The organism is Nonomuraea endophytica (assembly GCF_014203235.1).
Lineage (GTDB): Bacteria > Actinomycetota > Actinomycetes > Streptosporangiales > Streptosporangiaceae > Nonomuraea > Nonomuraea endophytica.
In genome coordinates this window covers 469,201-494,128 of the sequence record NZ_JACHIN010000005.1, presented here as the reverse complement: position 1 = coordinate 494,128, position 24,928 = coordinate 469,201, and the positions used below count along the sequence as shown (strand labels likewise).

Here is a 24,928-nt window from a genome sequence, read left to right as displayed (position 1 = left end):
GCTGGGATCGGCGGCCCCAACCCCTAGAAGAACCGGCGTTTTTCTGTCTAAGCTCAGCGCATGGCCTCGCTGGTGCGCGAAGAACCGCTGTCTTTGACTCAGGAGCTCGATCTCCTCGCTTTCGGGCAGCGGCTCCGTCACCTGCGCAAACAACGCGGCCTCACGCTCTCCGACCTCGGCGAGCGCGTCAGCCGGGCGCCCAGCCAGCTCTCCCTGCTCGAGAACGGCAAGCGCGAGCCCAAGCTGTCGCTGCTCAAATCCCTGGCCGCCGCGCTCGGCGTGCCCGTCGAGGAACTGCTGCGCCGCCAGGCCCCCAACCGGCGCGCCCAACTGGAGATCCAGCTGGAGGAGGCGCAGCGCGACCCCATCTACGCCGGTCTCGGCCTGCCGCGGCTCAAGGTCTCCGCGCGCGTGCCCAACGACGTGCTCGAACACCTCCTCGGCCTGTACGGCGAGCTGCGCGCCCGCCAGGCGAGGGGCACGGCGACGCCGGAGGAGGCCAGGGCCGCCAACGCCGAGCTCCGGCGCCGCCAGCGGGAGCTGGGCAACTACTTCCCCGAGATCGAGAAGTCGGCGGCCGAGGCGCTGTCCGCCGTCGGGTACCGCACCGGCGCCCTGTCGCAGTCGCTCATCCAGGCCCTCGTCACCCATCTCGGCTACACGGTTCACACCGCCCAGGACCTGCCCCGATCGGTACGCTCCATCACCGACCTCCGCAACCGCCGCATCTACGTCAAACACGAGCAGCTCGGTATGCACAGCCCGCGCACGATCCTGCTGCAGACCCTGGGCCACCTCGCGCTGGGCCACGACAAACCGCGCGACTTCGCCGACTTCCTGCGCCAGCGCACCGAGGCCAACTACTTCGCCGCCGCCGTCCTCGTCCCCGAGCGGGCGGCGGCGCCGTTCCTGCGCGAGGCCAAGCAGGACCGGGCCCTGTCGGTCGAGGACCTGCGCGACGTGTTCGCCGTCTCCTACGAGATGGCCGCCCACCGCTTCACCAACCTGGCCACCCACCACCTCGACCTGGTCTGCCACTTCGTCCGCAACGACGCCGGCGGCATCATCTACAAGGCCTACGAGAACGACGGCATCGTCTTCCCCGCCGACGAGCAGGGCGCCATCGAGGGGCAGCGCATGTGCCAGCGGTGGTCGGGACGGCAGGTGTTCCTGTCGCCGGACCGCTTCTCGGTCTTCTACCAGTACTCCGACTCGCCGACCGGGACCTTCTTCTGCGTCGCGCACGTGGATCCCTCGCGGGAGCGGGACTTCGCCATCACGCTCGGCGTGCCGTACCGGGAGTCGCGCTGGTTCCGCGGCCGGGAGACGACCAGCCGGACCAAGTCCAACTGCCCGAACGGCGACTGCTGCCGCCGCCCGCCCGCCGAGCTGGCCGAACGCTGGGAGGGTTACGCCTGGCCGTCGGCCCGGGCCAACTCCCACGTGCTGGCCGCGCTGCCGCCCGGTTCGTTCCCGGGCGTGGACGAGGCCGACGTCTTCACCTTCCTGGAACGGCACGCGGCGCCGTAAAGCAGATCAAAAGCGCTCCTCGATACCGTCACGCCGTTCTCTTTCGCCGTGAATGGAGTGTTTCGTGAAGCGTGTCGCTATTGCCGGGCTCATGGTCGCCGCCGGCCTCGTGTCATCCTCCTCGCCCGCCACGGCCGACGCCGGAGGCCCCAAGTACGGCTGCGCGGTCGGCGACATCTGCTTCTACGAGGACTCGGGGCTGACCAAGAAGATCTCGACGGGACAGACGGGCAACTGGTCGGGCTCCGGCACCTACAGCGCGACCCGGGCGGTCTTCAACAACGGCACCATGGGCGGATTCGACCACGTGAACCTGACGATCCGGTACACCTGGGAGAACCAGGTGATGGAGGACACGATCTGCGTCCACGTCGCCGAGCCCCGCAAGGCGTGGCTGGGAATCGCCCGGTTCGACTTCCCGCTCGACCCGATCAGGGTCCAGTGGGTGCCGGCCGACACCGTGGGCTGCGACGTCTAGCTGCCCTGGGGGGTTTTGCCGGAAATCGTGCGCCTTAAGCTGGTAGGCGTGTGGTCGACGGGGGAGGGGTCGCGTGCTGCCTGAGGTGGAGTCCTGGTGGCGTCGCCGTACCTTCTCCGCGTCCGACTGGCCCCTGGGACGCCTGGTCGAGGCGAAGGCGGGCACCTCCATCAGCGTCGTCCTTCCGGCCCGTGACGAACGCGAGACCGTCGGGGAGATCGTCGGCGTGCTGCTGCGCGAGCTGCCCGATCTGGTGGACGAGGTCGTGGTGATCGACTCGCGCTCCACCGACGACACCGCCGTGGTGGCCGCGCGGGCGGGCGCCGCCGTACACGCGCAGGATGAGATTCTGCCCGCGCTCAAGCCGCTGGACGGCAAGGGCGAGGCGCTGTGGAAGTCGCTGGCCGTGACCTCGGGCGACCTGGTCGCGTTCGTGGACTCCGACATCCGCAACTTCCAGTCCTCGCTGGTCACCGGGCTGCTCGGGCCGTTGCTCGGGCACCCCGACCTCGCGTACGTGAAGGGCTGCTACGACCGCCCCCTGCGCGGCGCGCCGACCGGCGGCGGACGCGTCACCGAGCTCGTCGCCCGCCCGCTGCTCAACCTGCACTGGCCCGAACTGGCCGGGTTCATGCAGCCGCTGGCGGGGGAGTACGCGGGCCGCCGGAGCGCGCTGGAGCGGGTGCCCTTCATCACCGGGTACGGCGTGGAGCTTGGCCTGCTGATCGACCTGCTGTCGCTGGCCGGTCTGGACGCGCTCGCCCAGGTGGACCTCGGCGCCCGCGAGCACTCCCACCAGTCGACGGAGGCGCTGGGCGCGATGGCCTCCCAGATCATGCTGGCCGCCTGGTCACGGCTGGAACGTGAGTCCAAGATCCAGGCGGCGCACGAGCCCTCGACCCATCTGACCCAGTTCCGCCGCACCCGCACCGGCCACCACACCGCCGACCGCGACGTCTCCATCTCCGAACGCCCACCCATCCTCACCGTGGACGGCTACCGCCCTTAGGCGTCGGGAGGGCGGCGGCGACGAAGGCGGCCACGTGCTCGCGCATGTCCTCGTGCGCGGAGGCCTCCTCGCCCAGCATGATCCGGGCCAGCTGCGGCAGCATGGCCGGGAGCAGGGCCAGGCCCGTGAGCAGGAACATCGTCCGGGCCGTGCTGGTGGAGGGTTCCTGTCCGAGGCCCTCGGCCAGGGAGGCGTTCTTGCGCGCGCACCGCTCGACCCTTGACTCCTGGCCGGGCAGCAGCTCCTGGCCCCGGTAGTTGAGGGCCTCCCACATCAGCAGCCGCACCAGCTCGGGATGGTCGGCGTAGTAGGCCGACAGCCGGTCCACGTACGCGGCCGGATCGGCGCCGGGCAGGGCGATCTGGGTGGTCAGCTCGTCGAGCGCCTCGGTGATGACGGCGTCGAAGAGCTTCTCCTTGTTCCCGAAATGCCCGTAGATCCGTTCTTTGTTGACCCCGGCCCGCTCGGCGATGCGATCGACGCGCGCCCCCGCGATGCCGTACGCGGCGAACTCCTCCCGTGCCGCGTCCAGCAGGGCGGCCCGGGTGGCGGCGGTGGAGACGTTGGGTGCCATGCCAGGCATCCTACAGCATCCAACTGGTTGGTTGACATCCAACTAGTTGGTTGGCTACGGTCCGATCCTATGACTCTCCTCGGCATCTCACCGGAGGCGACGGCCGAGCCCACGCCCCGGCGTTACGCCCCCTTCGCCTCCACCGTGACCGCCTTCACCCTCGCCGCCATCCTGGTCAGCGGCCAGCTCTACATCGTCATCCCCCTGCTCCACGACATGGCCACCGCCTGGACGACCACCACCGCGTCCCTGGCCTGGCTGGTGACCGCCTTCGCCATCGGCTACGGCATCGGCTTCCTGCTGTTCGGCCCGCTGTCCGACCGCCTCGGCCGCCGCAGGCTGCTCCTGTACGGCCTGCCGATCGCCGCCCTGGCCACCGCCGCCGTCACCCTGAGCCCCACCCCGGAGGCGGCGATCGCCCTGCGCCTCGTCCAGGGCATAGCCGTGGCCACCTTTCCCCCGGCGGCCCTGGCCTACCTGGCCGAACGCGTGGACCCGAGGCGCCGCGCCGTCGCGATCTCCGCGGTGACCGCCGCCTTCCTGATCTCCGCCGTACTCCTGCAGGTCGGCGCCCAGCTCCTCGTCCCCCTGACCGGCTGGCGCGCGCCCTTCCTCGTCTCCGCCGCCGGACTGGCCCTGTCGATGCCGGTCATCCGCGCGATCATGCTCCCCGACACCCCGCGCCCCGCCGCCGCGTCCCTGCTGGGCGCCTACCGGGCGCTGCCCAGCCTGCTGTTCCACCGCGCCCTGCTACCGCGCTACCTGGCCACGCTCATCCTCATGATCGGCTTCGTCGCCGTCTACACCGCCCTCCAGCTCTACGGCGTCACCACCTCCCCCGCCGAACTCCTCGCCCTGCGCGCCGCCGGCCTCCCCGCGATCATCCTGATCCCGATCCTCATGCCCTGGCTGAGCCGCATGCCCGCCCCCGCCCGAGCCACCACCTTCCTGGCGATAGCCGCCATTACGGTCGCCGCGGTAGCCGCGACAACCCCCTCCTCAACTTGGCTGGCCATCCTTTTGGCCCTGTACGTGGCCGCCATAGCCGGCGCCCTCCCCGGCCTGAACGAGGCCATCTCCGCCACCGCCGGCCCCGCCCGAGGCAGCGCCCTGGCCCTGTTCTCCTTCTCGCTCGCGGTCGGCAGCGCCATCGGCCCCCAGATGGCCGCCGCCTTCCCCTCCTTCACCCCTCTCCTGTACGGAGTGGCCGCCACCATGACCCTCGCCGCCCTGGCGGTAGTGGCCTCCACTCGCATCACCCACTCCTAGCCGCACCCCCCAACTCCGACGCTGTCGCGCGTTGCGAGCGGAGGCCCGGACCGGCGGTGTTGTGCTCTAGAAGACCGATCTCCGGCTGATGCCCTCTTGATGACCGCGATCTCCGTAACCCGGCTGTCGGGGAAGGTCAACTTCTGAGGGGCCCCAACATTGTGCGCTTGTGATTGGACAACTACTGTCAAGAGAGGAGGGAAGGTGGAGTCATGGTCGATCAGGTCCGTCCCATAGTTCTCTTGCTCGCCCGCATAGCCATAGGTGCGATCTTCCTCGTCCACGGGGTGGTCAAGTTCACCGGCGGCATCGGTGGCACGACCGCCTTCTTCGAGAAGATAGGCATACCCCTGCCCGGAGTGGCCGCGCCCGTGGTCGCCACCGTCGAGACGCTGGGCGGCGCCGCGCTGATCCTCGGTGCCGGACTGCCGATAGTGAGCGTTCTCCTCGCGTTGGACATGATCGGCGCGGCGGTGTCCGTGCACTTCGCCAATGGTTTCTTCGTCGACAAGGGCGGCTACGAGTTCGTGCTCGCGCTGGCCGCGGGCAGCCTCGCCGTCGGCTTCACCGGTGGCGGCGCGCTCGCCCTCGACAGCCTGTGGCAACGGGGCCGTACCACCACGAACGTCTGATCAAGGGCCTTTGCGGCCCGGGGGGAGCAGGCCGCCGACGGTGATGTCCGGGCGTTCCACCTTGGTGTCCGGTAACAGGGCTGAGGCGTCCAGGCCGGCGTGGTTCAGGGCTTGGCCCAGCGGGTTCAGGGGCTTCAGCAGGGGCTCGCACTGGGCCGGGGGAGTGCCCATCGAGTACGCCAGCGAGCACAACCACATCGCCAGGTCGTCGCTCTGGCCGTTGAGGTCGATGCGGGCGCGGAACGTCCCAGAACGCGGGTCGTAGGCGTTGTTAGCGTTGTTCACGGCCAGCGGGGCGGTCTGGAGGAACGTCTCGATCGAGGCGCGCTGCCGTACCAGAAGCTTGGTGATGTGGGCGAGGTCGCGGGTGTTCGTGGTGATCTCGGCGCGGTTGTCGTCGACGAAGTCGGCGACCTGGGTGAGCGTGCGGGACAGGCCCTTGAAGACGGCGCGCAGTTCGTCGCGTTCGGCGTTGAGCTGGCCCGAGGCCGTCGCCAGGTCGCGCATGAACGCGCGGATCCGGGTGTCGTCCTCGGCCATCGTGCCGGTGATCAGGGCGAGGTTGCGGATGGTCTGGGAGAACTCGTCGCGATTGCCGGCCAGCGCCGCTGCGGCGTCGGACAGGCTGCGCACGCTCGCGCCGACGGTCGCGCCCTGGCCGCCGAAGGTGTCGGCGGAGGCCTTCAGCAGGCGTGACAGCGAGCCGTCCGCGTTCGCGCCGTCGGGGCCCAGGGCCCTGGTCAGCGTGTTGAAGCTGCGCAGCGCCTCGTCGATCTCGACGGGCGTGCGTCCCGCGGCCAGCGTCGCGCCGTCCCGCAGAACCGCACCTCCCGTGTACGGCGGCGCCAACTGCACATACCGATCGGCCACCACCGACCTGGCCACGATGACGGCCTGCGCGTCCGCGGGCACCTTGCGGCCGGCGTCGTAGGCCAGATCCACCCGCACCCGGTCGCCGACCGGCGTCACGGCCGTCACCTCGCCCACCTTCACGCCCAGGATCCGCACGTCGGAACCGGGATACAGGCCCACGACCCGCCCGAAGTGCACGCTCGCCCGCACGGTGGACGCGGGCTGGAGCAGCAGGAAGCCGGCCGCGCCCAGGAGGGCGGCCAGGAGGGCGGCGAGCCAGCGGTTCATGGGGGGCTTTCGACGGGGGGTGGGATGGTGAGCGAAAGGCTACCGAGGGTGACTGACATTCGCGGGGGCTTTCCGGCCTGGCGGCGCTGACTACTGGCCGGTAGGGTGTTACCGGCGGTAACTTTTCGGGCCTGGGGGATCCGTGGGCGGGTGCGCGTGCCTGTTCCGGACAGGCATCCACGCGGCCACGCCGTACCAGGAAATCTCAGGGAGCAGCGAGATGAGCGGCTTTTGTCCGGAGCTCAGTGGTGATGTGCGCGAAGTGCGGGAGTGGGTGCGCACCTTCGCCCGCGACGTCATCCGCCCCGCCGGCGCCGAATGGGACGAACGCGAGGAAACCCCGTGGCCCGTCATCCAGGAAGCCGCCAAAATCGGGCTGTACTCGCTGGACTTCTTCGCCACCCAATGGTTCGAGGAGAGCGGGCTGGCGCTGCCGGTCGCGTTCGAGGAGATCTTCTGGGGTGACGCCGGGATAGGCCTGTCGATCGTCGGGACCGGGCTGGCCGCCGCCGCGCTCGCGTCGAACGGCACGCCCGAGCAGATGGGGGAGTGGCTGCCCCAGATGTTCGGCACCGAGAACGACGTCAAACTGGGCGCCTTCTGCGCCTCGGAACCCGACGCCGGATCCGACGTCGGCGCCATCCGCACCCGCGCGGAACGCGACCCCTCCGGCGACTGGATCCTGAACGGCGTCAAAACCTGGGCCACCAACGGCGGCATCGCCAACGTGCACGTCGTCGTCGCCTCCGTGGACCCGGCGCTGGGGACTCGCGGCCAGGCCTCGTTCGTCATCCCACCCGGAACGCCCGGTCTGTCCATGGGCCAGAAGTTCAAAAAGCACGGCATCCGCGCCTCACACACCGCCGAGGTCGTCCTCGATCAGGTACGCGTCCCCGCCGCCTGCCTGCTCGGTGGGCAGGAGAAGCTGGAGTCCCGCCTGGCCCGCGTCCGCAACGGCGAGCGCTCCGGCGAACAGGCCGCGATGCGCACCTTCGAGACCACCCGCCCGTCCGTGGCCGCGATGGCGGTGGGCATCGCCCGCGCCGGCTACGAGTACGCCCGCGACTACGCCACCGAACGCGAGCAGTTCGGCCGCAAGATCGGCGAGAACCAGGCGATCGCCTTTCTCCTCGCCGATATGGCGACCCGGGTGGACATGGCCAGGTTGCTCACCTGGCGGGCGGCGTGGATGGCGCGCAAGGGACGGCAGTTCGAGCAGGCGGAGGGCTCGATGTCGAAGCTGGTGGCGGGCGAGACGGCGGTGTGGGTGACCGAGCAGGCCATCCAGATCCTGGGCGGGGCCGGTTACACACGCGACCACCCGGTGGAGCGCTTCCACCGCGACGCCAAGATCTACACCATCTTCGAGGGCACGTCGGAGATCCAGCGCCTGATCATCGGCCGGGCCGTCACGGGACTGCCGGTGCGCTGAGAACCCAGGACGTCGGCGGGAGTGTGGGACCTTGCTGTGCGGTGGGTGGTGGGAAACTGGCCTGGTGAGTGACGACGACCGCCCCGGCCCGCCGGTGACCAGCGCTTCCATCATCGTGCTGACCCTGGCGCGGCGGGTGGAGAATGAGCTGACGGCCGCGCTGGCGCCGCTCGACCTGACGGTGCGCAGGCTCGGGCTCCTGGGGCACATCGCCGGGGTGCCGGGGGCGTCGTTCAGTGATCTGGCGCGGATGCAGGGGATCACCGTGCAGAGTGTGCACGCCGCGGTGAAGTCGCTGGAGGCCGCGGGGCTGGTGCGTGATCACACCGCGCGGGCGGGCTCCGCGTCCGCGATCGAGGTCACGCCGGACGGCGTGGACCTGCTGCGGGCGGCCAGGAAGGCGGTGGGCGAGGCCGACGAGCGGCTGTTCGGGCCGGACGCCGACCCGCTGCAGCGCCGCGTCGGCCGGGCCGTCCTCGCCGCCTTCCTGTCCGAAAAGCCGGACTTCCCCGGCTGACACCCCGGCCCCGTGCGGCTCCGGCCCCGGCCCGCGCGGCCTCTGACGCGACTCCAACCTTCAGACTGCCTGAAGCATGCCTTAAGCTTCAGGCAGTCTGAAGGTTGGAGGAGGAGACATGCTGGAACATGTCCTGCTGTCGGTGCACGTGCTGGCCGCCATCGTGTTCGTCGGCGGCTCGGCCGTGGCGACGAGCCTGTTCCCCCGTTACGCGCCCGCCCCGGCAGGAGAGGGCCGCAGCCGGTCGGTGGCCGTCGCGCTGCACCGCATCACCCGCGGGTACGCCGCCTTCGGCCTCGTGGTCCCGCTCGCCGGGATGATCCTGGCCGGGGTCCAGGGCCGGATGGGCGAGATCTGGATCATCGTGTCGATGGTCCTGACCGCCGCCGCGGCCCTGCTGCTCATCACCCAGATCTACCCCCGCCAGCGCGACGCCCTGGCCGACCGGGGCGAAGGCGACCCGGCGCGGCTGCGGCAGCTGTCGATGTTCGCGGGCATCTACAACCTGGCCTGGGCGATCGTGGTGGTCCTGATGATCGTACGGCCCGGCTCCGGGCAGGGGGCGTGAGCCGGATGCGCCTCCTGCGCATGGCCTCCGCCGTCGAACTGCTCTCGCTGGCGGTCCTGCTCACGAACCTGTTCACGGTGCACGCCGAGGTCATCACCACGTTCGGCGGCCCGCTGCACGGCGTCTCCTACGTGGCCGTCATCGCCGCCGCCTCCCTCGCCCCGTCCGGGGGCCTGCGGGGAACCATGTGGCGCGCCTTCATCCCCGGCGTCGGCGGCCTGCTCGCCCTGCGCAGCCTGCGCCGGGGAGGAGCCCGGACCGGAAACGCCTGAGGGCCCCCAAAACCCGCATGCACGGCCGCACGGATGTGGTGGATCATGGCCTTCGTGGACTTCGCGGGGGTATTCGACATCCATCTGACGGTTGCGCCAGGTGACGACGTGGAACGGCTGGACGCCTGGGCGGCGGGCAACCAGGCCACCCTGACCCACGTCGTGCTGGCGCGCGGCGCCGTCACCTGCCAGCCGACGCTGACGCTCGCCGGCCGCGGCACCCTGCCCGAGCAGCGGGCCGCCGCCGCGACGTGCGCGGCGGGGCTGCGGGAGGCGGGGTTCCGCGTGGTCAGGGTGAAGATCGAGGCGGGGGCGTGGAACCGGGACGTGCCCTGGACCGCCGCCGCGGCCGCCAAGCTCGACGGGTGCTACTTCGAGCACCACGTCACGGTGATCGACCCCGCGCGGACGGACGAACTCGCCGAGATCGCGCAGCGGCACTCCGCGCACCTGTCGCGCAACGCCCGGCGGGTGCGCCCGGACGGCTCGGCCGAGCGGTACGTGACGCAGCGGTGCCGGGGCGTCGGCCTGTCCGTGGCGGGGCACCGGCTGGACGCGCTGGTGCGGGCGCTGGGCGCGGGCGGCTTCGCCGTACTGGAGGCGGAGCGTGAGTTCGTCGTGCACGACGACAACCCGGGCATCGACCGGGGCTGGATCGAGGAGGCTCAGCCGCGGGCGGACAGGTAGGCGTCCAGGGCGGCGGCGCCGCCGAGCATGGCCAGGCCGCGGGCCGACAGCCGCTCGCGCCAGCCCGTCAGCGCGGCCTCCAGCGGGGCGATGCCGCCCGCGGCGCGGACCTGGGTGAGCAGGGGGGCGATCTGCTCCAGCAGGTAGCCGCCGCGTCTGAGCTGGTGGGCGAGCTGGGCGTCGCGAACGTCGGCGGAGGCGTAGACGCGGTAGCCGGTGCGCGGGTCGCGGCCGGGGCGCAGGATGCCGGCTTGTTCCCATTTGCGGAGCGTGGCGGGGCGGACGCCCAGCCTGCGGGCGAGGGGGCCGATGTGGGTGACGCCGTGTTCGGTGGGAGTGGGGGCGAGGTCGCGCAGCGCGTTCTCGACGGCGGTCAGCGTGCGGCGGTCCTCCAGGAGCTGGGCGTGGCTCTCGTCGATGAGCCGCAGGGCCTCCTCCAGCGCGTCCTCGTTGATCGCGCGAAGGACCGCGGTGGCCGTGTGGTGCCCGTGGGCGGGCGTCAGGGCGACGAAGGCGCGCAGTGCCTGCGCGTGCAGGGGGGTATAGGCCCGGTATCCGCTCGGCGTGCGCGCGGCCGGCGGGAGGATACCCGCCTCCTCATAGTTGCGTACGGCCTGCGAAGAAATGCCGTGCTCGCGGGCCAGGTCGATCGGGCGGAGCTTCCTCATGAGTTGAAGGTTACGGCCTCGCCGTACCGGATGAAATCTCCAGAGCTTCAACAGGAGGTTCAACGATACCGTTGAAGCATGGATGACGTCACCTGGGCGGACGCGCGGGACCTGGGCGCGGCCGTGCTGAAGCTGGCCGGACCGGGCACGCGGCTGCTGGGCCTGGGGGAGCCCACGCACGGCGTCGAGGTCTTCCCCCGGCTGCGCAACGAGCTCTTCCGGTATCTTGTCGCGCTCGCCGGGTACCGCTCGGTCACGGTCGAGAGCGACTGCCTGAAGGGGCTGGTCGTGGACGACTACGTGGCTGGCGGCGACGGCGACCTCGACGAGGTGATGCGCGAGGGGTTCAGCCACGGGTTCGGCGGGTCGGCCGCGGAGCGGGAGCTCGTGGTCTGGATGCGGGCGTACAACCGTGGGCGTGGCGAGCAGGACCGGCTGCGGTTCCACGGGTTCGACGCGCCGATGGAGCTGAGCGGCGCGGCCAGTCCCCGCGACTCGCTCCTGCGGCTGCACGCGGCGCTCGCCGCCCACCTGCGGCTGCCCTGGGACGTGACGGATTTCGACGGGCTGTTCGGGGCGGACGAGCGCTGGGACAACCTGGACGCGATGATGGACCCCGCGCGCTCGATCGGCCGCTCCGACGACGCGGTACGGCTGCGCCTGCTCGCCGGCGACCTGACCGGCTACCTCGACGCCGAGGCTCCCCGGCTGGCTAGGGCGTCCGGGCGGGACTGGTGGCGGGCCCGCATGTACGGCCGGACGACGACCGGTCTGCTGCGCTACCACGCGGCGATGGCCGACGACACCCCCGACCGGCTGCCGCGGCTGACCGGGCTGCGTGACGCCATGATGGCCGACAACCTGCTGGCCATCGCCGAGTACGAGGCCCGCCGCGGTCCGACGCTCGTCTACGCCCACAACCGGCACCTGCAACGCGAGCTGAGCACCATGCGGCTGGGCGACACGCCGGTGGAGTGGTGGAGCGCGGGGGCGATCGCCCAGGCCCGGCTGGGCGACGGCTACGCCTTCCTCGCCACCGGCGTCGGCGACTGGCCGGGTATGGAGCCGCCGGCGCCGGACACGCTCGAAGGCATCCTGTCCGCCGTACCGGGCGACCGTCTCGTCGTGGACGCCAGGGCGCTGGCGGCGACGGGCGTGAAGCCGGCGCCCCGGATCAGCACCGACTACCGCTACATTCCGCTGGAACCGGACCACGATGCCGAGGGGATCGTCTTCATCAAGAATCCGGGCTAGCTGTTCGACAATCCCGAACACGCGCTATCGTCGGCAGCGTGGGAGAGACGATCCAGTCGGTCGAGCGGGCCGCCGCCATCCTCAGGCTCCTGGCCGGGCGCCGGCTGGGCGTGGCCGAGCTGGCCAGGGCCACGGCCCTGCCCAAGGGCACGCTCCACGGCATCCTGCGCACCCTGGTCCACGTCGGCTTCGTCGAGCAGGACGCCGCCACCGGCAAGTACCGCCTCGGCGCCACCCTGCTCCACCTGGGCAGCAGCTATCTCGACGTCAACGAGCTGCGGGCCCGCTCGCTCAACTGGGCCGACGGCCTGGCCGGGCGCAGCAGGGAGAGCGTGTGGATCGGCACCCTGCACGAGGGCCAGGTCCTGGTCATCCACCACGTCTTCCGCCCGGACGACAGCATGCAGATCCTTCAGGTGGGCGCCTATCTCCCGGCCCGCACGACCGCGCTCGGCAAGGTCCTCCTGGCCCACGACCCCTACGAGGAGTCCGGCGGGGACGAGCTCGACCTGGTCAGATCCCGGGGCTGGGCCGCCGACCTGGAGGAACTGGAGGAAGGCGAGGTCTCGCTCGCCGCGCCCATCAAAGACCCCAGCGGCGTCGTCGTGGGCGCCATCGGCATCCGCGGCGCCCTGGAGCGCCTGACCAGGGACGGAGAGGTGGACATGCGCTACGTCTCCTACGTGCGCGAAGCCGCCCGCGCCATCACCCGCGACCTGGCCCGTTGAAACATCCGCCCCGGACCCCGTACGATTCCCCCGAGCGTTCGGCATTGTCGAACATCGTGGAAAGAGGCTTCCCCGTGTACGCAGCCGCCATCGACCAGGGCACCACCTCCAGCCGGTGCATCGTGTTCGACCACGACGGCAACATCATCTCCGTCGCCCAGCGCGAGCACCGCCAGATCTTCCCCCGCCCCGGCTGGGTGGAGCACGACGCCGCCGAGATCTGGGCGGCGGTCCAGGGCGTGCTGGCCGAGGCGGTCGACGGGCTGGAGATCGCCGCGCTCGGCATCACCAACCAGCGCGAGACCGCCGTGCTGTGGGACCGGCGCACCGGCGAGCCGGTCTGCCCGGCGATCGTCTGGCAGGACACCCGCACCGACGAGCTCATCGCCGGGATGGACGGCGAGATCTTCCGCGAGCGGGCGGGGCTGCCGCTGACCACGTACTTCTCCGGGCCCAAGGTGCGCTGGATGCTCGACCGGGGGCTGCGCGAGCGGGCCGAGCGGGGCGAGATCCTGTTCGGGACCGTGGACAGCTGGCTCATCTGGAAGCTGACCGGCCGGCACGTCACCGACGTGACGAACGCCAGCCGTACGCTGATGATGAACATCCACACGCTGGCCTGGGACGACGAGCTGCTCGCCGCGCTCGGCGTGCCGCGTGCGATCCTGCCCGAGATCCGGCCCTCCTCCGAGGTCTACGGGCACTTCCGCGGCATCCCGGTCGCCGCCGCGCTCGGCGACCAGCAGGCCGCCCTGTTCGGGCAGACCTGCTTCGAGCCGGGCGAGACCAAGTCCACCTACGGCTCCGGCAGCTTCCTGCTGATGAACACCGGCGCCAAGCCCGTCGTCTCCCGGCACGGCCTGCTCACCACCGTCGGCTACCAGCTCGGCGACGGCCCCGCCACCTACGCGCTCGAAGGCGCCATCGCCGTCACCGGTTCCCTCGTACAGTGGCTGCGCGACAACCTCGGCCTGATCTCCAGCGCCGCCGAGATCGAGACCCTCGCCAAGACCGTCGACGACAACGGCGGCTGCTACTTCGTGCCCGCCTTCTCCGGCCTGTTCGCGCCCCACTGGCGCGGCGACGCGCGCGGGGTCATCGCCGGGCTGACCGCGTTCGTCAACAAGGGGCACCTGGCGCGGGCCGTACTGGAAGCGACGGCCTTCCAGACCCGTGAGGTCGTCGAGGCGATGAACGCCGACGCCGGGCTCGCGCTGACGAGCCTGCGCGTGGACGGCGGCATGACCGCCGACAACCTGCTCATGCAGACGCTCGCCGACGTGCTGGACGTGCCGGTCATCCGGCCGGTGGTCGCCGAGACCACCGCGCTGGGCGCCGCGTACGCCGCCGGCCTGGCCACCGGCTACTGGGACGGCCTGGCCACCCTGCGCGCCAACTGGCACAAGGCGGCCGAGTGGCGGCCCGGGATCGATCCCGGCCGGCGTGAGCGCGAGTACCGCGACTGGAACAAAGCCGTCGCCCGCACGCTCGACTGGGTGGAGAAGCCATGATGATCGTCACCGGAGCCAGCCGCGAGCAGACGCGCGAGGAGCTCTCCAGGTCCGTGTTCGACCTGCTGGTCATCGGCGGCGGCATCCTGGGCACCTCGGTCACCTGGATGGCCGCCCAGGCGGGGCTGCGGGTGGCCATGGTGGACGCGGGCGACTTCGCCGGCGCCACCTCCAGCGCGTCGTCGAAGCTGGTCCACGGCGGCCTGCGCTACCTGCAGACCGGCAACCTCAAGCTGGTCGCCGAGAACCACCGCGAACGCCGCGCCCTGGCCGCCGACATCGCCCCGCACCTGGTCAAACCGCTCGACTTCGTCGTACCCGTGTACAAGGGCGGGCCGCACGGCGCGGCCAAGCTGGGCGCGGGCGTGTTCCTGTACTCGGCGCTGTCGGCCTCGCTCGGCCGGATCGTCGGGCCGCGCCAGGCCCAGGAACTGGTGCCCGAGCTGCGCATGGACGGCCTGCGCGCCGCCGCCGTCTACGGCGACCACCAGATGAACGACAGCCGGGTCGCGGTGATGACCGTGCGCGCGGCGGTGGAGGCGGGCGCGGTCGTGCTCAACCACGCCGAGGTGGCCGGGCTGCGCTTCAGCCGGGGCAGCGTCTGCGGAGCCGAGCTGCGCGACCGGCTCGACGGCACGGAGTTCGGCGTCCAGGCCCACCTGGTGCTCAACGCCACCGGCCCCTGGGTGGACGAGCTGCGCCGCATGGAGGACGAGGGCGCCGAGCCGAGCATCCGGCTGTCCAAGGGCGCGCACGTGGTCATGCGCCGGCGCGAGCCGTGGAAGGCGGCGCTGACCACGCCGATCGACAAGTACCGCGTGTCGTTCGCCATCCCGTGGGAGGACCACCTGCTGCTGGGCACCACCGACGAGGAATACACCGGCGACCCCGGACAGGTGCGCGCCACCGACGCCGACGTCGGCCAGATCCTCGACGAGGCAGGCCACGCGGTCACCGGGCTGTCCAGGCAGGACATCACCTACACCTTCGCCGGGCTGCGCGTGCTGCCCGGCGGGCCCGGCAAGGTCACGGCCGCCAAGCGGGAGACCGTCCTGACCTACGGCAGGGGCGGCATGCTGTCGGTGGCCGGAGGCAAGTGGACGACCTACCGGCACATCGGCAGGCACGTGTTCGAGACCCTGTCCAAGGTGCTGGGCGGCGACCACGCCAAGGTGCTGCCGGCCGTACCGCTGCCGGGGATGGCCAGTCCCGACGCCGTCGCGATGCGGCTGTTCACCGACCGCGAGCCGGACGCGCGGATGGACCCGCTGATCGCCCGCCACCTCGCCACGCACTACGGCTCGCTCGCCTTCGACCTGGCCCGGCTGATCCAGCAGGACCCGGTGCTGGGCGAGCGCATCCATCCGGACGGTCCCGACATCTGGGCGCAGGTCGTCTACGCTCGCGAGCACGAGTGGGCGGCGACCGTCGACGACGTCGTACGGCGCCGCACCACCCTCACGATCCGCGGCCTGGACACCCCCGGAATCCGCGACCGCGTCTCAGCCCTTCTCAGTCGCTGAGGCGGCCATCAGCTCCTTCTCCTCCCGGGTGGCGATCAGCCCGGCCGGCTCGACCAGCTTGGACTCCACGAACGGCTCCTCGGTGCTCGGCAGCGGCTCGGTCGACCTGATCGCCCGCACCCAGACGCGGATCGCGTCCAGCAGCACGATGATGATGAGGATCGCGAAGAACGCCGCCAGGATCCCGTCGACGGTCGAGTTGACGACGATCTGCCGCATGGCCTCGGGCGTCTTGGCCGGGGCCAGGATCTGCCCCTGGTCGATCGCCGCCTGGAAGCGGTTGCGCTGGGCGAAGAAGCCGAGCCCCGGGTCGGCGGAGAAGACCTTCTGGTAGCTGGCCGTCAGCGTCACCGCCACGTCCCAGGCGAGGGGCACACCGGTCACCCACGCCCATTTCAGCCGCCCGCTCTTGATGAGCAGCGTGGTGGCCACGGTCAGCGCCACCGCCGCCAGCAACTGGTTGGCGATGCCGAACAGCGGGAAGAGCTGGTTGATGCCGCCGAGCGGATCGTTGACGCCCTGGTAGAGGAAGTAGCCCCAGGCCGCCACGACCACCGCGCTGGTCCCGACGAGTCCGGGCCACCAGCTGACGCGGCCGATCGGCTTCCACACGTTGCCGAGCGTGTCCTGCAGCATGAAGCGCCCGACGCGGGTGCCGGCGTCCACGGTGGTGAGGATGAACAGCGCCTCGAACATGATCGCGAAGTGGTACCAGAACGCCTGCAGCCCCGGCCCGCCGATGAAGTCGGAGAAGATCTGCGACAAGCCGACCGCCAGCGTCGGCGCACCTCCCGTCCGGGCGATGAGCGTCTGTTCCTGTACGGCCTGCGCCGCCGCCTGGAGCTGTTCGGGGGTGATGACGAAGCCCATGTTCGACACCGCCTCGGCGGCCGTCTGGACCGTGGCGCCGACCACCCCGGCGGGCGAGTTCATGGCGAAGTAGAGGCCGGGGCTCAGGATGCAGGCCGCCGTGATGGCCATGACCGCCACGAACGACTCCATCAGCATGGAGCCGTAGCCGATCATCCGGACCTGGGTCTCCTTCTGGATCATCTTGGGCGTGGTGCCCGAGGAGATCAGGGAGTGGAAGCCCGACAGCGCCCCGCAGGCGATGATGATGAAGACGAACGGGAACAGCGACCCGGCGAAGACCGGGCCCTTGCCGTTGAAGGCGAAGTCGGTGAACGCGGTCGTCCGCATCACCGGCATGGTGATCGCGACGCCGATCGCGAGCAGCACGATCGTGCCGATCTTCATGAACGTCGACAGGTAGTCGCGGGGCGCGAGCAGCATCCAGACCGGCAGCACGGCGGCGACGAAGCCGTAGGCGATCAGCCACAGCGACAGCGCCGACGGGCTGAGCGTGAACGTCTCCGCCCAGCTCGACTCCTGCACCCAGCCGCCCGCGACGATCGCCAGCAGCAGCAGGCCGACGCCGATGACCGTCGTCTCGACGACCCGGCCGGGCCGTAGCTTGCGCAGGTAGAAGCCCATGAAGAAGGCGATCGGGATGGTCATCGCGATCGAGAACGTGCCCCACGGCGAGCGGGCCAGCGCGCCCACCACGACCAGCGCGAGCACCGCCAGCAGGATGATCATGATGGCGAAGACCGCGACCAGCGCGGCGGCGCCGCCGATCGGGCCGATCTCGTCGCGGGCCATCTGCCCGAGGCTCTTGCCGTTGCGGCGCATGGAGAAGAACAGGATCACCATGTCCTGGACGGCCCCGGCGAAGATGACGCCGGCGACGATCCAGATCGTGCCGGGCAGGTAGCCCATCTGGGCGGCCAGCACCGGCCCGACCAGCGGCCCGGCCCCGGCGATCGCGGCGAAGTGGTGGCCGAACAGGATGCGCCGGTCGGTCGGGTGGTAGTCGATGCCGTTGTTGAGCCGCTCGGCCGGCGTGGCGCGCCGGGCGTCGGCGCCGAGCACGCGGCGCAGGATGAAGCGGGCGTAGAAGCGGTAGGCGATGGCGTAGGAGCCCAGCGCCGCGGCCAGCAGCCAGATCGCGTTGACGTTCTCGCCCCGCGACAGGGCGAGGACGGCCCAGCCGACGGCGCCGACGACGGCGACGGCTGTCCAGATGATGATGGATCGCAGTTTCACCGGACGGTCCCTCCTAGGCAGGGGAGGTCGGTCGTGAAGCGCCGCCAGCGCCCCCACGTGTGGCAGTCGATCGTGACCGCGTGCCCGGCGAGGTGCATCCAGGCGACGGGGAGAGCGAAGGCGGGATCGTCGCCGAGTTGCCGTGCGCGGCGGGGGAGCCGGGCCCGGCGTACCGGCCGGGCCGAGAACTCTCCGTCGTGCGCGCAGCACACGCCGATGCCGTGCCACTCGAAGAAGATCACCTCGTCCGGGCGCAGCGCTTCGCGCGCCGCGGCGGTGAGTGTGATCGAGAACATCCCTCACTCCTGTTGCAGGATCATTTTCGACGCTAGCCCCCTGACACCCTCACGTAAAGCACCGGCCGGATCTTCGCGCGCCGGACGCCGCAGGTCCGCCACCTGGGCGCGCCCGTGATCACCTGGGCGATCACCGGCGCGAACGCGCGCCGCGTTGCTCTTGTCGCGCGTGGTGACGGAACGGACAATCGTCTGGGTGTTCCTGAGGGGAGGTCTGTTGGAGGGCGGCAATGACGGTGGTGCTGTTCGTGTGGGGGGCACGGTTCGCAGGACGGTCAGGCGTTGGACCCGGACGGTTCACGCGCTGTTGAGACATCTGGAAGGCAAGGGATTCGAGGGGGCGCCGCGCGTCCTGGGAATCGACTCCGAGGGCCGCGAGGTCCTCACGTATCTGGAAGGCGAGACGATGGGCGTGCGCCGGGTCTGGCCCGAGTGGACGCGCACCGAGGACACGCTGCGCCAGGTCGCCTGGTGGCTGCGTGACTACCACGAGGCCGTCGCCGACTTCGTGCCGCCCCCTGACGCCGAATGGCGTACGGGCGTGCGCTGGTCGCCCGGCATGATCATCGCGCACAACGACGCGAGCTCGTTCAACGCCGCCTGGTCGGCGGGCCGGCTGGTGGGGTTCTTCGACTGGGACTTCGCCGGCCCGACCACCGTCCAGTCGGACCTGGCGTGGACGGCACTGGGGTGGGTGCCGCTGCACGCCCGCCGCGTGGCCGCGTCGGAGGGCTTCACCGACTTCGCCGCGCGGCCGCACCGGCTGCGGATGTTCCTGGAGTCGTACGGCTGGGCCGGTGAGGCAGGCCCGATCGTCGAGGAGATCCGGGCCAGGATGAGCGCCCGTGCCAGGGAGATCCGGCGCTTCGGCGTCGGCGGCGAGGCCCTGTACAAGCGGCTGCTCAGCCAGGGCGTCGCCGACGACATGGACCAGGCGGTCAGGGAGCTGGAGGAGCTTCGGCTGTGACGCGTCACCAGGGCGCCGGCCCCAGGTCGTCGTAGAAGCCGCCCGAGGGCCCGTCGTCGGGCAGGGTCGCGAGCCTGACGATGGCGGCCGCTCCCTCCTCGACGGTGCGGTGGCCGCGGAAGGCGTTCATGGCGGTGGCGGTGTAGCCGGGGGTCGCGGAGTTGATCTTGATGTGGGCCAGCTCCGGATCCCCGGCGAAGGCCAGCGCGTACTGGACGGTCAGCATGTTCAGCGCCGCCTTCGAGCTGGTGTAGGCCATCCGCACCGTGGCGTCGCCGGGCAGGTCCGCGCCGGTGGCGCTCAGCGTCAGCGACGCGGTGGTGCTGGAGACGTTGACGATGCGCGGGGCCGCCGAGCGCCGCAGCAGCGGCAGCAGCGTGTGGATGGCGGTGACCACGCCGAACACGTTCACCTCGAACGTGGCCCGCATGTGCGCGGCCGTGGTCGCGCAGGCCTGCGCGGGCACGATCGTGCCCGCGTTGTTCACCAGCACGTCCAGGCGGCCGTGGTCGCGGGCGATCCGCTCGGCGGCCGCCTCGACGTCCGCCGGCCGGGTCACGTCGAGCCGGATCGCCTCCACAGCCGGCCCGCCGAAAGCGCCCGGTCCGGCGAGAGCGCCCGGCCTGGCGAGAGTGCCCGGTCTGGTGAGAGTGCCCGGTCTGGTGAGCGCGCCCATATCGGCGGCTGCCCTCAGCTCGGCGGCGGCGGCCTCGCCCTCGCCGGGGTCGCGGCTGCCGAGCAGGACCGTGGCGCCGCGCAGCGCCAGCCGCCGCGCGGTCTCCTTGCCCAGGCCCCGGTTGGCGCCGGTCACGAGCGCGACCGTCACAGCAGCGCCCCTCTCTCCACGGTGTGGAACCACGCCACGGTACGGCGTACGCCCTCCTCGAGCCCGATCCCCGGATGCCACCCGAGCGCCTCGGCGGCCCGCTTGACCATCGGACGGCGGCGCGGCGGGTCGTCCTGGGGCAGCGGCAGGTAGCGCACGGGGGAGGCGGAGCCGGTGATCCGCAGGATGATCCCGGCCAGCTCCGCGATGGAGAACTCCGCCGGGTTGCCCAGGTTCAGCGGCCCCGGCTCGGCGGAGTCGATCATCGCGGTCAGGCCGCGTACCAGGTCGTCGACATAGCAGAAGCTGCGGGTCTGGCTGCCGTCGCCGTAGACGGTCAGCGGCTCGCCGCGCAGCGCCTGGGTGATGAAGTTGGTGACCACGCGGCCGTCTCCGGCGCTCATCCGCGGGCCGTAGGTGTTGAAGATGCGCACGATGCCGCAGTCCACGCCGTAGGAGCGGGCGTAGGCGGCGGTCATGGCCTCGGCGAAGCGCTTGCCCTCGTCGTACACGCTGCGCGGGCCGATCGGGTTGACGTGGCCCCAGTACTCCTCGGGCTGCGGGTGCAGTTCGGGGCTGCCGTAGATCTCGCTGGTGGAGGCCAGGACGAAGCGGGCGCCGCGCCGGCGGGCCAGCTCGATCGCGTGCTCGGTGCCCCTGCTGCCCGCCGCCAGGGTCTCCAGCGGGCGTAGCAGGTAGTCGGGCGGCGAGGCCGGGCTGGCCAGGTGGGCGACGGCCTCGACCGGTCCGGCGACCGGCAGGCCCAGCGTCACGTCGTGCTCGGTGAAGCGGAAGCGGGGGTGGCCCATGAGGTGGTCGAGGTTGGCCAGCCGCCCGGTGGTCAGGTTGTCGACGCAGTGCACGGAGTCGCCCCGGTGCAGGAGCGCGTCGGCCAGGTGGGAGCCGAGGAAGCCGGCTCCACCCGTGATGACTACACGCATGATGCCCCCTTACTGGTCGGCCAGGGCCAGCCAGAGGCGGTCGGCGAGGGTGTCGATGCCCTGCTGGTCGATGGTGAGCGGGGGCGCGGCCATGACGGCCAGCCCCTCGGGGCCCTGCCGGCGCAGCAGCAGCCCGCGCCGCCTGGCCTGCGCGACCAGGCGGGTGGCGGCCTCCGGAGTAGCCAGCTCGACGACCGTGATGAGGCCGAGCCCGCGCACGTCGGCCACCCGGCCGGTTGAGGCCAGCGGGGCCAGGCGCTCCAGCAGGCGGGCGCCGAGCACCTCGGCCTGGTGCGGCAGGTCGTGCTTGTCGAGCAGGTCGAGCGTCGCCAGGGCGGCGGCGCAGGCCAGCGCGTGCCCGGAGTTGGTGTGGCCGTAGCGCAGGCCGCCCAGCACGGGGTCGTGGCGGAAGCCCTGGTGCAGGTGCTCCTTCACGGTGACGGCGCCGATGGGCACATAGCCGCCGCTCAGGCCCTTGCTGGTGACCAAAATGTCGGGTTCGGCCGCCGGTTCGTGCTGGTGGGCGAACATGCGGCCGGTCCTGCCGTACCCGGTGAAGATCTCGTCGAGGACCAGCAGCGTGCCCGTGCGGTCGCACAGGCGGCGCAGCGCGGGCAGGAAGCCGGGCGGCAGCATGATGCCGCCGCCGACGTTGAGGAACGGCTCGACCGCCACGGCCATCGGCAGGTCGCCGGGGTCGTCGCCGAAGGCCCGCTCGAAGGCGCGCATCAGCGGCTGCAGCGCGTCGGGCCGGCGCAGCCGCGCGGGCGCGGCGGGCAGTTCGACGTGTGTGACCGGCAGCGGCGGCTCGAACAGGTGGCCCACCCTCGGCAGCGCCGACAGGCTCCGGCACAGCAGCGTGGAGCCGTGGTAGCCGCGGGCGAAGGAGACCACCCGCGAACGCGGCCGGCCGAGGTGCGCGTGGTGGGCGGCGGCGATCATCATGGCCGCCTCGAAGCCCTCGGAGCCGCTGTTGACGAACAGCGTCCTGGACAGCCCATCCGGCAGGTACGAGGAGATCCGCTCGGCCAGCAGCCCGGCGGGCTCGTGGCTGCCCGTCGACAGGTCGAAGTGGTGCAGGCGGCGCAGCTGCCGTTCGACGGCGGCGTCCAGCTCGGGGTGGCGGTAGCCGCACACGGCGCTGAGGGCGCAGCTGGTCGCGTCGATGTACTCCTTGCCGTCGACGTCCCAGACCCGGTAGCCCTCGCCGTGGGAGAACATCGCCTGCGCGCGGTCCTCGCGCAGCGGCGTCCAGGTGTGCCAGACGTGGCGCCGGTCGCGCTCGCGCATCCCGGCGGCCCGCATGATCGAGCTATCGAGGTCCATGGCTGGGCTGCCTTCCGCTCAGTCGCGCCCGCACCAGCTCGCCGGGCGGTTCGGCGATCAGGTAGAAGTGGTCGCCGGAGACCGTGTGCTCCTCGAACGGGCCGGTGGTCAGCTCCTGCCACGGGCGCACGTCGAGGTCGCGGTCGGCCTCCCCGGCGATGGCCGTGACCGGGCAGTGCAGCGCCGGTCCCGGCTCGGGGACGTAGTCGTGGTACATCCGGGTGTCCGCGCGCACGTAGGGGATGACCAGCTCCAGGAAGAGCGGGTCGCGCGCGAGCTCGGCGTCGGTGCCGCCGAGGCTCACCAGCCGCCCGGCGATCGTCGCGTCGTCCTCTTCCTCGTACGGCAGGCGTCCCGGCGACGGCGCGTTCCTGGATCCGGAGGCGAACAGGTGCGCCAGCAGGATGCCCCTGGCCTCCAGCGCCCTGGCCGTCTCCAGCGCGACGACCGCGCCCAGGCTGTGCCCGAAGAAGGCCAGCGGCCTGTCGGCCAGCGGCGCCACCGCCTCGGCGATCTGCCGGGCGAGCCGCAGCAGGTCGGTGGGCGGGTCCTCGTCGATGCGCTCGCCCCGCCCCGGGTAGCGCACGGTGTGCACCTCGGCCTCGGGGACCAGCTCGCCCCAGTTGCGGAAGAACACCGCCGAGCCGCCGGCGTGCGGGAAGCAGACCAGCCGCCGGCGGGCGGTGGCCTTGGGCATGGGGCAGTCCAGCCAGATGCTCATGACGCCGCCTCCCGCTCGGCGCGGCGCAGCCTGGCCTGGATCGCGTGGGCGCGCCGGGCGGCGGCCTCGCGCATGTCGGGCAGCGACTCCTCGGGCGCGGCGCCGCCGTCCCTGATGAGACCGGCCTGCGCGGTCACGGTCGTGTGCCGGAACAGCGCCACGACCGACGGGCGGGTGCCGGTGTGCGACTCCAGGGCGTCCTGCAGGTGGAACATGGTCAGCGAGTGGCCGCCGAGGTCGAAGAAGTTCACGTCGAGCGGGATGCGCGGCTGGTCGAGCACGTCCGCCCAGGCGGCGGCGACCTGCGCGGTCGTGGCGTCCCGAGACTCCCCGGCTTGATCGGGCTCGGGTTCGGCGGCGGGGGCGCGGGCGGCCAGAGCCGTACGGTCGGCCTTGCCGTTGACCGTCAGCGGGAAGGCGTCCATCACCTCCACCCGCGCGGGCACCATCACCGCGGGCAGCCGCTCCGCCACGTGCCCGCGCACCCGCCGGGCGTCGAGGCCGGCGGCGGCGAGCACGAACGCGGTCAGCCGGTCGCCCGCGGCCACGGCGACCGCGTCCCGCACGCCGGGGGCGGTGCGCAGCGCGGCCTCGACGGCGCCGAGCTCCACCCGCTGGCCGCGGATCTTGACCTGCTGGTCGCGGCGGCCGAGGAAGTCGAGTCCGCCGTGCTCGTTCCAGCGGACCAGGTCGCCGGTGCGGTACATGCGGCCCGGCTCGAACGGGTCGGGCGGGAAGGCCCGCTCCGTCGCCTCGGGACGGCCGAAGTAGCCGCGCGCGACCCCGGCCCCGGCCACGAACAGCTCGCCCCGCTCACCGCGGGGCACCGGCCGCAGCTCCTCGTCGAGCACGTAGAGGCGGGCGCCGGGGACGGGGCCGCCGATGGAGACCGGGCCCGGCGCGTCGAAGCGCTGATAGGTGGACCACACGGTGGCCTCGGTGGGGCCGTACTCGTTGACCAGCAGGCCGGGGCCGGTGTGGCGGGCGAAGTGCCGCTCGACCAGCGCCTCGGGCAGCGGCTCCCCGGCCACGATCACGGTGGCCAGCGTACGCAGCCGGTGAGAGCCCAGGCGCTCGGCGGCGTCCAGCACCACGTCGTACAACGAGGGCACGCACAGCATGCGGGTGACGCCGCAGGACTCGACCAGCTTCACCAGCTGCGCCGGGTCGCGGACCTCGTCGGCGGTGGCGACGACCAGGGTGCCGCCGATGGTCAGCGTGCCCCACAGCCCGGCCATCGAGGAGTCGAAGGCCAGCGGCGAGACCAGCAGGAAGACGGGCGCCCCCGGGTAGACGCGGTGGCGGGCCAGGGTGGCGGCGGTCAGCTGCGCGTGCTCGACGAGCACCCCCTTGGGCTCGCCGGTGCTGCCGGAGGTGTAGATCAGGTACGCGGGGTCGCCGGGCTCGGTCACGCCCGGCTCCCGGCGGGCGTCACGCGCTTGCTCGCCGCGCGCCCAGGCGTCCTCGGCGCGGATCACCGGTACGCCGGCCTCCGCCAGCCGGGGCGCCATCGCGCAGGTGGCCACCGCGGCGGCGGGCCGGGCGTCGGCCAGGACGGCGGCGACCCGCCCGTCCGGCTGGGCCGGGTCGATCGGGACGTAGGCGGCCCCCGACCACAGCACGCCCAGCGCCGCGGCGACCATGGCGGCGGACGGCTCGGCGAGCACCGCGACCCGGTCGCCCCTGCCGACGCCGCCGGCCCGCAGCCGAGCGGCGATGCGCCCGGCCCAGCCCTCCAGGGCGGCGTACGTGAGATCGTGCTCGCCGCAGCGCACCGCCACCTGCGCGGGCCGGTCGCGGGCGAACCCGGCGACCAGCTCGTGCACCGCGGGCCGGCCGGCCTCGGGCAGCGCCTCGCCGCGTCCAAGGGTCAGGAGTTCCTCGATCATCGATTCTCCTCCGCGGATCGTCCAACCAGAACGTGGCAGCAATATTGCCAGCTTTGGCAATCTA

General features: G+C 71.9%; 25 protein-coding genes. 15 read left to right on the top strand and 10 right to left on the bottom strand.

Translation table 11 applies throughout. The features are described 5' to 3' along the window. The first annotated feature begins 60 nt into the window (after positions 1-60). The 3 genes from HNR40_RS21090 to HNR40_RS21080 all read left to right on the top strand — a co-directional run bounded on the left by HNR40_RS21090 (position 61) and on the right by HNR40_RS21080 (position 3,017). Positions 61-1,530, top strand: a complete 1,470-nt coding sequence (locus HNR40_RS21090) for a helix-turn-helix domain-containing protein (protein WP_376773483.1) — start codon at positions 61-63, stop codon at positions 1,528-1,530. A gap of 64 nt (positions 1,531-1,594) precedes the next feature. Continuing rightward, complete coding sequence (locus tag HNR40_RS21085) at positions 1,595-2,008, top strand: hypothetical protein (protein WP_184963801.1); 414 nt, start codon at positions 1,595-1,597, stop codon at positions 2,006-2,008. A gap of 73 nt (positions 2,009-2,081) precedes the next feature. After that, positions 2,082-3,017 carry a glucosyl-3-phosphoglycerate synthase gene (locus tag HNR40_RS21080; RefSeq protein WP_184963798.1) on the top strand — a complete coding sequence of 312 codons (936 nt, stop codon included), beginning with the start codon at positions 2,082-2,084 and terminating at the stop codon, positions 3,015-3,017. Here HNR40_RS21080 and HNR40_RS21075 read toward each other — a convergent pair. Beyond that, the gene (locus HNR40_RS21075; protein WP_184963796.1) at positions 2,992-3,591 is read right to left on the bottom strand and encodes a TetR/AcrR family transcriptional regulator; all 600 of its coding nucleotides are present in this window, start codon (positions 3,589-3,591) and stop codon (positions 2,992-2,994) included. The two genes, HNR40_RS21080 and HNR40_RS21075, sit on opposite strands and share 26 nt — an antisense overlap. 69 nt (positions 3,592-3,660) lie before the next feature. Between HNR40_RS21075 and HNR40_RS21070 the strand changes: the two genes are divergently transcribed. Then, positions 3,661-4,860, top strand: coding sequence for an MFS transporter (locus HNR40_RS21070; RefSeq protein WP_184963794.1), 1,200 nt, complete (start codon positions 3,661-3,663; stop codon positions 4,858-4,860). 212 nt (positions 4,861-5,072) lie between these two features. After that, the gene (locus HNR40_RS21065) at positions 5,073-5,492 is read left to right on the top strand and encodes a DoxX family protein (RefSeq protein ID WP_184963792.1); all 420 of its coding nucleotides are present in this window, start codon (positions 5,073-5,075) and stop codon (positions 5,490-5,492) included. Here HNR40_RS21065 and HNR40_RS21060 read toward each other — a convergent pair whose 3' ends face one another. After that, on the bottom strand, positions 5,493-6,632 hold the full coding sequence (locus tag HNR40_RS21060) for an MCE family protein (protein WP_184963790.1): 1,140 nt from the start codon (positions 6,630-6,632) through the stop codon (positions 5,493-5,495). Positions 6,633-6,852: 220 nt separating this feature from the next. On the opposite strand from HNR40_RS21060, the gene HNR40_RS21055 reads away from it, so the two are divergent. The 5 genes from HNR40_RS21055 to HNR40_RS21035 all read left to right on the top strand — a co-directional run bounded on the left by HNR40_RS21055 (position 6,853) and on the right by HNR40_RS21035 (position 10,108). Continuing rightward, positions 6,853-8,064 (top strand): acyl-CoA dehydrogenase family protein, encoded by a 1,212-nt coding sequence (locus HNR40_RS21055; protein WP_184963788.1) that lies wholly within the window; start codon positions 6,853-6,855, stop codon positions 8,062-8,064. 61 nt (positions 8,065-8,125) lie between these two features. Further along, on the top strand, positions 8,126-8,581 hold the full coding sequence (locus tag HNR40_RS21050) for a MarR family winged helix-turn-helix transcriptional regulator (RefSeq protein ID WP_184964228.1): 456 nt from the start codon (positions 8,126-8,128) through the stop codon (positions 8,579-8,581). 121 nt (positions 8,582-8,702) lie between these two features. After that, a complete protein-coding gene (locus HNR40_RS21045) occupies positions 8,703-9,149 on the top strand; it encodes a hypothetical protein (RefSeq protein ID WP_184964226.1) in 447 nt (148 codons plus the stop codon). 5 nt (positions 9,150-9,154) lie between these two features. Further along, entirely contained in the window at positions 9,155-9,421 is a 267-nt protein-coding gene (locus HNR40_RS21040; RefSeq protein WP_184964224.1) for a hypothetical protein, read from the top strand. Between the two features lie 45 nt (positions 9,422-9,466). Beyond that, on the top strand, positions 9,467-10,108 hold the full coding sequence (locus HNR40_RS21035; RefSeq protein WP_184963786.1) for a hypothetical protein: 642 nt from the start codon (positions 9,467-9,469) through the stop codon (positions 10,106-10,108). Here the strand turns inward: HNR40_RS21035 and HNR40_RS21030 are convergent. Next, the gene (locus tag HNR40_RS21030) at positions 10,087-10,776 is read right to left on the bottom strand and encodes a TioE family transcriptional regulator (RefSeq protein WP_184963784.1); all 690 of its coding nucleotides are present in this window, start codon (positions 10,774-10,776) and stop codon (positions 10,087-10,089) included. The two genes, HNR40_RS21035 and HNR40_RS21030, sit on opposite strands and share 22 nt — an antisense overlap. A 78-nt stretch (positions 10,777-10,854) precedes the next feature. Here HNR40_RS21030 and HNR40_RS21025 point away from each other — a divergent pair, with 78 nt between their 5' ends. From HNR40_RS21025 to HNR40_RS21010, 4 genes are all read left to right on the top strand, one after another. Then, positions 10,855-12,030: an erythromycin esterase family protein gene (locus tag HNR40_RS21025; protein ID WP_184963782.1), complete on the top strand. Its 1,176-nt coding sequence runs from the start codon at positions 10,855-10,857 to the stop codon at positions 12,028-12,030. Positions 12,031-12,068: 38 nt separating this feature from the next. Further along, a complete protein-coding gene (locus tag HNR40_RS21020) occupies positions 12,069-12,758 on the top strand; it encodes an IclR family transcriptional regulator (RefSeq protein ID WP_184963779.1) in 690 nt (229 codons plus the stop codon). Positions 12,759-12,832: 74 nt separating this feature from the next. Next, the gene (gene glpK / locus HNR40_RS21015) at positions 12,833-14,269 is read left to right on the top strand and encodes a glycerol kinase GlpK (RefSeq protein ID WP_184963777.1); all 1,437 of its coding nucleotides are present in this window, start codon (positions 12,833-12,835) and stop codon (positions 14,267-14,269) included. Continuing rightward, positions 14,266-15,792, top strand: coding sequence for a glycerol-3-phosphate dehydrogenase/oxidase (locus HNR40_RS21010; protein ID WP_184963775.1), 1,527 nt, complete (start codon positions 14,266-14,268; stop codon positions 15,790-15,792). Before glpK ends, HNR40_RS21010 begins: the two co-directional genes overlap by 4 nt. Here HNR40_RS21010 and HNR40_RS21005 read toward each other — a convergent pair. Continuing rightward, entirely contained in the window at positions 15,772-17,898 is a 2,127-nt protein-coding gene (locus HNR40_RS21005) for a carbon starvation CstA family protein (protein WP_184963773.1), read from the bottom strand. The genes HNR40_RS21010 and HNR40_RS21005 overlap by 21 nt on opposite strands. Continuing rightward, positions 17,895-18,194 (bottom strand): hypothetical protein, encoded by a 300-nt coding sequence (locus HNR40_RS21000; protein WP_184963771.1) that lies wholly within the window; start codon positions 18,192-18,194, stop codon positions 17,895-17,897. Before HNR40_RS21000 ends, HNR40_RS21005 begins: the two co-directional genes overlap by 4 nt. Positions 18,195-18,501: 307 nt before the next feature. Between HNR40_RS21000 and HNR40_RS20995 the strand changes: the two genes are divergently transcribed. Then, a complete protein-coding gene (locus HNR40_RS20995) occupies positions 18,502-19,161 on the top strand; it encodes a phosphotransferase (RefSeq protein WP_221340622.1) in 660 nt (219 codons plus the stop codon). Positions 19,162-19,165: 4 nt separating this feature from the next. Here the strand turns inward: HNR40_RS20995 and HNR40_RS20990 are convergent, their stop codons facing one another. The 5 genes from HNR40_RS20990 to HNR40_RS20970 are packed head-to-tail and all read right to left on the bottom strand — an operon-like array spanning position 19,166 to position 24,864. Continuing rightward, entirely contained in the window at positions 19,166-19,987 is an 822-nt protein-coding gene (locus HNR40_RS20990; RefSeq protein WP_184963769.1) for an SDR family NAD(P)-dependent oxidoreductase, read from the bottom strand. Further along, positions 19,984-20,928, bottom strand: a complete 945-nt coding sequence (locus HNR40_RS20985; RefSeq protein ID WP_184963767.1) for a UDP-glucuronic acid decarboxylase family protein — start codon at positions 20,926-20,928, stop codon at positions 19,984-19,986. The genes HNR40_RS20990 and HNR40_RS20985 overlap by 4 nt, the downstream gene beginning before the upstream one ends. Positions 20,929-20,937: 9 nt before the next feature. Beyond that, positions 20,938-22,254, bottom strand: coding sequence for an aminotransferase class III-fold pyridoxal phosphate-dependent enzyme (locus HNR40_RS20980; protein ID WP_184963765.1), 1,317 nt, complete (start codon positions 22,252-22,254; stop codon positions 20,938-20,940). After that, positions 22,241-22,975 (bottom strand): thioesterase II family protein, encoded by a 735-nt coding sequence (locus tag HNR40_RS20975; protein ID WP_184963763.1) that lies wholly within the window; start codon positions 22,973-22,975, stop codon positions 22,241-22,243. Before HNR40_RS20975 ends, HNR40_RS20980 begins: the two co-directional genes overlap by 14 nt. After that, complete coding sequence (locus HNR40_RS20970) at positions 22,972-24,864, bottom strand: non-ribosomal peptide synthetase (protein ID WP_184963761.1); 1,893 nt, start codon at positions 24,862-24,864, stop codon at positions 22,972-22,974. The genes HNR40_RS20975 and HNR40_RS20970 overlap by 4 nt, the downstream gene beginning before the upstream one ends. Between the last annotated feature and the right edge of the window lie 64 nt (positions 24,865-24,928).

Bases quoted from the DNA above. Each gene is read 5' to 3' on its own strand.
- HNR40_RS21090 (WP_376773483.1), top strand. From the start codon at position 61: ATGGCCTCGCTGGTGCGCGAAGAACCGCTGTCTTTGACTCAGGAGCTC.
- HNR40_RS21075 (WP_184963796.1), bottom strand. From the start codon at position 3,591: ATGGCACCCAACGTCTCCACCGCCGCCACCCGGGCCGCCCTGCTGGAC.
- HNR40_RS21070 (WP_184963794.1), top strand. From the start codon at position 3,661: ATGACTCTCCTCGGCATCTCACCGGAGGCGACGGCCGAGCCCACGCCC.
- HNR40_RS21065 (WP_184963792.1), top strand. From the start codon at position 5,073: ATGGTCGATCAGGTCCGTCCCATAGTTCTCTTGCTCGCCCGCATAGCC.
- HNR40_RS21060 (WP_184963790.1), bottom strand. From the start codon at position 6,632: ATGAACCGCTGGCTCGCCGCCCTCCTGGCCGCCCTCCTGGGCGCGGCC.
- HNR40_RS21055 (WP_184963788.1), top strand. From the start codon at position 6,853: ATGAGCGGCTTTTGTCCGGAGCTCAGTGGTGATGTGCGCGAAGTGCGG.
- HNR40_RS21040 (WP_184964224.1), top strand. From the start codon at position 9,155: ATGCGCCTCCTGCGCATGGCCTCCGCCGTCGAACTGCTCTCGCTGGCG.
- HNR40_RS21035 (WP_184963786.1), top strand. From the start codon at position 9,467: ATGGCCTTCGTGGACTTCGCGGGGGTATTCGACATCCATCTGACGGTT.
- HNR40_RS21030 (WP_184963784.1), bottom strand. From the start codon at position 10,776: ATGAGGAAGCTCCGCCCGATCGACCTGGCCCGCGAGCACGGCATTTCT.
- HNR40_RS21025 (WP_184963782.1), top strand. From the start codon at position 10,855: ATGGATGACGTCACCTGGGCGGACGCGCGGGACCTGGGCGCGGCCGTG.
- HNR40_RS21010 (WP_184963775.1), top strand. From the start codon at position 14,266: ATGATGATCGTCACCGGAGCCAGCCGCGAGCAGACGCGCGAGGAGCTC.
- HNR40_RS21000 (WP_184963771.1), bottom strand. From the start codon at position 18,194: ATGTTCTCGATCACACTCACCGCCGCGGCGCGCGAAGCGCTGCGCCCG.
- HNR40_RS20985 (WP_184963767.1), bottom strand. From the start codon at position 20,928: ATGCGTGTAGTCATCACGGGTGGAGCCGGCTTCCTCGGCTCCCACCTG.
- HNR40_RS20980 (WP_184963765.1), bottom strand. From the start codon at position 22,254: ATGGACCTCGATAGCTCGATCATGCGGGCCGCCGGGATGCGCGAGCGC.
- HNR40_RS20975 (WP_184963763.1), bottom strand. From the start codon at position 22,975: ATGAGCATCTGGCTGGACTGCCCCATGCCCAAGGCCACCGCCCGCCGG.
- HNR40_RS20970 (WP_184963761.1), bottom strand. From the start codon at position 24,864: ATGATCGAGGAACTCCTGACCCTTGGACGCGGCGAGGCGCTGCCCGAG.